We start from the raw sequence: 5,455 nt of genomic DNA on the forward strand, positions 1-5,455 counted from the left end.
GGGATCGGCGGGATCCTCGCCTCATACGTCGACGGGCTCGTGACGACCACGGAACACTGCATCTGCGCACAGGACGCGAAACGCTTCCTGCGCCAGGGCATCGTCGACGTGCTCACCGCCCTGGTCGCCCTGGAAGGCACCTCAGGGGAGCAGGCCGCGGTGGAGCGGGCCCTGCTGCAGCGCGTCCGTGCCTACATCCGCGCCCATCTGGACGATCCCGCGCTCTCCCCCGCGACGGTCGCGGTCGCGCACCACATCTCCGTCCGCTACCTGTACCAGCTCTTCCAGGACGAGCCCATGACCGTAGGCCGATGGATCCAGCGCCTGAGGCTGGAGGCCTGCCGCAGGGACCTCGTACGGCCGGAGCTCGCGGGACAGACGGTGGCGGCGATCGCACACCGGTGGGGCTTCGCCAGCCACGCGCACTTCAGCCGCACCTTCCGGGCGGTCTACGGTCTCTCCCCGGCGGAGTGGCGGCAGGCCGGCGCCCTGCAGGTCGCACCCCTCCAGGCAGCCGGCCCGCTCCCCCAGCCCGACTGACAGGTGATCAGTCCTGCCGCAGCTGCCCCGCGTCCTCGCCGAGGGCCTCACCGGCGGGCCGGGGCAGCGCGGCGGCGGCCGGTTCCTCCATCCGGGTCAGCGCGACCATCGCGAGATCGTCCTCCGGGAGCGCACCGGCGTGGTCGACGAGGTCCCGGAGGATCTCCCCGAGCGCTTCCGGCAGGCATTCGTGGTGGTCCGGGCCCTGCCGGACCCAGCGCCACGCCGTCGCCCGGTCCATCAGCGGGTAGCAGTGCCCCGCGGCGTCGCGGGCCTCGACGAGCCCGTCGGTGTAGAGCAACAGCGTGTCCCCGGGGGCCAGTTCGAAGCGTTCCTCGATGGCCCCGCATCCCCGCAGAGAACGCAGTCCCAGCGGGGGTGACGGGCAGCCCGGCACAAGGGCGACGTTCCCCCCGCGGGCGCGTACGGGCGGCGGATGGCCGTGGTTGACCATGCGGGCGAGCTGTTCGCCGTCCCGTACCTCCAACAGCAGTGCGGTCACGAAGCGTTCGTCCGTGTCGCGGACGGCGCCTTCGGCTTCGGCCAGATGGCGCACGAAGCTCTCCTCCAGCCGCGCCGACAGCTCCGCCAGGGTCGCCGCACGCGGGGCCCATTCGCGGAAGGCCCCGAGCACGGCCGCGACGTCCTCGAACGTGAGCAGGCCCTTGCCGCACACGTCACCGATGATCAGGCGGGTCGTCCCGCCTTTGCGCGCGACGGCGTAGAGGTCCCCGCCGACCTGTCCCCGCCCGCCGCAGGCCCGGTAGACGGAGGCGAGCCCCAGCGCCCCGACCCGCTCGGGGAGCGGCCGCAGCAAGGTCCGCCGCACGGTGTCCGAAACGGCGCGCGCCCGCGCCGCCCCGTGACGGTACCGGTCCTTCATGCGGGCCATCACCACCGCCACGACCCCTGCGGTGACCAGCGGCGCGAGTCCGCACGCGAGACTCGGATGGGCGTACAGCGGCAGGATCACGCACACCGCGCACACCGCGAGCATCCACGCCACGCCGCCCACGACGGCCAAATGCCGGGGCGGCCGCCCGCCGTCGGGCTCCTCCTCGAACTGTTCGATGTCCGGCATCGGCATCACTCCCTTGGGGTTCGTGCGCGGGGCCGGAGGCCGACGGATCCGCGAACGGTGCCGGACCCGCGCATTGGTGTCCCACTTGTGATGGGACACCTCGACCGTAGGAGGACTCCCCGCCGGGCTCCTTGCCCCGTTGTGCACGGCCCCTTGCCCACCCGTGCAGTCCCCCGCCCACCTGGGCGCCCGGGCGCCGAGCCGGCCCCCGCACGTCCGCGGCTAGCGCTTGGCGAGGCCCGTCAGGGCGTCGCGGAGCGCCGCGCGGGAGGTGATGCCGAGTTTGGGGAAGACCCGGCCCAGATGGCCACCGACGGTGCGGGGGGAGAGGTAGAGCCGCTCGGCGATCTGCTTGTTGGTCAGGCCGGAGGCCGCGAGATGGGCGATCTCGACCTCCTGCGGGGTGAGGCCGACCGACTCCGGCCCGTCGGCCCGCTTGACCATCCATCCGGTCGCCTGCAGCGCGCGCCTCGCCCGGTCCGCCCACGGCCGTGCGCCGAGTTGCTCGAAGGTCGCCAGGGCCGCGCTCAGTGACGCCCTGGCGTCGGTGGTCGACCGCGCCTTGCGCAGGCGTTCGCCGTAGGCCAGGGTCACGCGTGCCAGGTCGAAGGGCCACTGCTGGAGGCCGGGGTGCGACAGGGCCCGCTCGAAGTGCCCGATCGCCTCCTCGTCCGCCTCGGCGGCCGTCGCGGCCGAAGCGTCGACGAGCATGGCCCTGCGCGGGGACAGCGCCGCGATCCCGGCCTGCCGGACGGCGGTCACGTGGGCGGCCGCCTCCGCCTGCCGCTGGGTGCGCACGGCCGCCTCCACCACGTCCCCGGCCACCAGCAGCGCCACCGGGGTGTACGGGGCCAGTTCACCAGGTCGGCTGATGGCCGCCGCGTGCCGGTAGGCGCGTTCGAAGTCGCCCTCCGCCTGCGCGACGAGCACCCGGATGTGGTCCGCCAGGGTCACCAGATGCTGCGCGCCACGGGACGTCCCCCACAGGGCCATCGCGTCGGCTGCCTCCACCGCGAGGCCCGCTTCGCCTCGCGCCGCCGCGACGACCGCCTTGTAGTAGCGGAAGTACCAGGAGACGGCCTCGAAGGCGTGCTCCTTGCACAGGCGCAGTCCCTCGTCGGCAAGCTCCGTCGTGTCGTCCCACCGTCCCGCGAGGAACGCGTCCGTGCACAGGAGCGGCAGGGTGACGATCTGCCGGCGGCCCTGGGGCAGGACGCGCGATACGGCGTCACGCACCCCGGAGAGCCGGTCCGCGGCGATGCTCGCGGCGCCGATCCGGGTGATCCTCGACGGGGCCGTCTCCTGGGAAAGGCCCGCGATGAGTTCCTCCAGGTCCCCCAGTGCCGCCAGGGCGGTGCGTGCGGGATCGCCCTGGGTGGCGACGTTCACCCCCAGCAGGGGCGGCGCGTCGGGCCCGAGCCGGTCCAGGATCCGGTGGAGGGGCGCCCACAGCTCTTCACGGCCACCCAGGCAGCACAGCATCAACAACAGGTAGAGGGCCTCCTCGAGGGCCGGGTCGCAGACGCCGTAGGGATGGTCGCCGTTCTCGATCGCGCCGAGGAGTACCTGGTGGGCCGTGTCGATGTCCCCCTCGCCGTCGAGCAGCCGGTGGACCGTGACCGCCGCCGAGTAGAGGGAGGCGCGGGCGTCGGAACCAAAGCGCCGGGCGTCGTCAAGAAGGCGGGACGCCATCGTCAGCTCACCGGAGGCGTCCGCGCGTATGTACGCGGCGGTGGCCAGCCGGCGGCCACGGTCGGCCGCGCCGGGGCTCAGGTGCGCGGCCTTGGTGAGGGCCCGGATCGCGGCCATGGCGTCGCCGCGCCGCAGGACCCGGTGGGCGGTGCCCTCCAGCAACGCGGCGACGTGTTCGTCCTGTTCCACGCACGCCTCCCCCAAGTGCCACGCGCGCTGGTCGGGGCGGTCGTGCAGCACCTCGGCGAGTTCGCGGTGCACGGCACGGCGCTCCGCGGAGGTGGACGCGTCGACCACCGCGGCACGGAACAGCGGGTGCCGGAAGCTCACGCGGTGGTCGAACTCCTCGATCCGCACGAGGCCGTCACGCTCGGCGGCCTCCAGGTCCACCAGGTCGGCCCTGACGCCGAGCCGGTGCGCGGCGGTCTGCACGACGGCCAGGTCCCCCGTCCCCTCCAGCGCGGACACCAGCAGCAGACGGCGTGTCGCCGCGGGCAGCTCCGCCACGCACGAGCCGAAGACCTCGCGCAGGCGCCGCGTGAGCGGCAGCGCGGCCGGCGGCCGCTCCAGTCCGGCGCGCTGCGGCCCGGTCAGGGCCGCCGGCAACTCGACCAGGGCCAGCGGATTTCCCTGCGCCACCGCGACGACGCACTCCACGACCGGCCCGGCGAGGTCCGGATGGGACGAGCCGGCCAGGAGCCGCGACGCGCTCTCGTCCAGCGGCAGGACCTCGTGTCCGGTGCGTACGCCGTCCTCGACGGAGCTGCGACGACCCTTGCGGACGGCCGCCAGGAACCTGACGCGGCTTCCCGGGAGCCGGCGTGCGGCGAATCCCAGCACGGCCGCGCTCGCCGGGTCCACCGCATCGAGGTCGTCGACGACCAGCAGCACCGGCGTCGCGGTGGCCGCGTTGCGGAGCAGTACCAGGGCCGCGTTGGAGACCAGGAACCGCTCGGGCGGGGGTCCCTCCCCGAAGCCCAGGGCCACCCGCAGTGCCTCGCGGTGCGCCCCGTCCAGGGCTTGCGGATCCTCCTCCCACAGCGGGAAGAGCAGCTGGTTGAGTGCCGCGTACTCCACGTCGCTCTCGGACCGCGTGCCCGCCGCCCGCAGCACCCTGGCACCGGCTGCCAGTGCCCTCTGGGCGAGATGGCCGAGCAGCGCCGTCTTGCCCACCCCGGGCTCACCGGACAGCAGCACCGCGCCACCGGAATCGACGGAGCCGAGCAGACCCTCGATCCGGTCCACGTCCCCCGCGCGTCCGACCAGCCCCTGGCGCGTTCCACCGCCGACGTCGGCGGTGTACACGGAGGTTTGCATCGGAGTTTCCGGCTCTCTGGTTCCGGGGCTGGGCTCAAGCATTCTCACACGGCACGGGCGGCGTACTCGTGCGGGCCACCGTGATATCCGACTCATGACCGCAGGAGAATTCACCTGCGGTATTTCCGATGGACGGTTCCCGGACCACTTCCGTTAAGGAGTGCAGGTCAACGACCCGGGAGCCACCGACTCAGGGCGTTGATGAGCCTTTCCAGCGCGGGCGGCCCGTCCGAGCGGTCCGTCATGACGGTGCGACCGCCGAATTCGAGGGTGTACTGGAACATGTCGTTTGCCGCCATGTTCATTGTGAAGTCCGGGACGTCTTCCAGCGCCGGGTCACCGAGCAGAAGCCGCAATTGCTCGAACCGGGCAGCACCGACCCGGCGCTGCACGGGTTCGCCCTTGCCCATCGTGAGGACGGTGCCGTCACCCCGGAGCGTCACCTGCTGGTGGACGCCTGCGAAGCCGCCGCTGACGGTCATCACCACCAGCTTCTGACGGGGTCCGCGGACGGGCACCGGTGACGGCGTGCGGCTCGGCGAGGGCGAGGCGGAGGCTGTGGCGGAGGGATGCGCGGACGGGAACGGGGAGCCGGACGACGAAGACGTGGCGGAAGCCGTCGCGGTGACCACGGCGACATCCGCCGGCTCCCCCGCAGTCTCGCCGATGGTGAGGGTGCAGCCCGTGGAGCCCAGCACCCCGGCGACGAGAACCGCCCCGGCCAGCACCGCCCTGTCCAGTGTCCTCACGGCTGTCTCCCCGCCAGTCGATCGCCCCAACTCCCGCCTGGATACCACGGAATCGCGCCTTCCGGCCCCGCTCCCC

The 5,455-nt window shown here is 73.2% G+C and carries 4 protein-coding genes; 1 reads left to right on the forward strand and 3 read right to left on the reverse strand.

Annotated features, from left to right (window positions below):
- Nucleotides 1–540, forward strand: a 540-nt coding sequence (locus tag PV341_RS43540) for a helix-turn-helix domain-containing protein (protein ID WP_500360799.1), incomplete at its 5' end; no start/stop codon positions are given.
- Between the two features lie 7 nt (nt 541–547).
- Here PV341_RS43540 and PV341_RS43545 read toward each other — a convergent pair.
- From PV341_RS43545 to PV341_RS43555, 3 genes are all read right to left on the reverse strand, one after another.
- Nucleotides 548–1,621: a PP2C family protein-serine/threonine phosphatase gene (locus PV341_RS43545; RefSeq protein WP_500327125.1), complete on the reverse strand. Its 1,074-nt coding sequence runs from the start codon at nt 1,619–1,621 to the stop codon at nt 548–550.
- Nucleotides 1,622–1,843: 222 nt separating this feature from the next.
- Complete coding sequence (locus PV341_RS43550) at nt 1,844–4,630, reverse strand: ATP-binding protein (RefSeq protein WP_500360800.1); 2,787 nt, start codon at nt 4,628–4,630, stop codon at nt 1,844–1,846.
- Between the two features lie 167 nt (nt 4,631–4,797).
- Nucleotides 4,798–5,379 (reverse strand): hypothetical protein, encoded by a 582-nt coding sequence (locus PV341_RS43555; RefSeq protein WP_500327122.1) that lies wholly within the window; start codon nt 5,377–5,379, stop codon nt 4,798–4,800.
- Nucleotides 5,380–5,455 lie beyond the last annotated feature (76 nt).

It is taken from the genome of Streptomyces sp. PA03-1a (genome assembly GCF_033792805.1).
GTDB lineage: Bacteria > Actinomycetota > Actinomycetes > Streptomycetales > Streptomycetaceae > Actinacidiphila.

Bases quoted from the DNA above. Each gene is read 5' to 3' on its own strand.
- PV341_RS43545 (WP_500327125.1), bottom strand. From the start codon at position 1,621: ATGCCGGACATCGAACAGTTCGAGGAGGAGCCCGACGGCGGGCGGCCG.
- PV341_RS43550 (WP_500360800.1), bottom strand. From the start codon at position 4,630: ATGCAAACCTCCGTGTACACCGCCGACGTCGGCGGTGGAACGCGCCAG.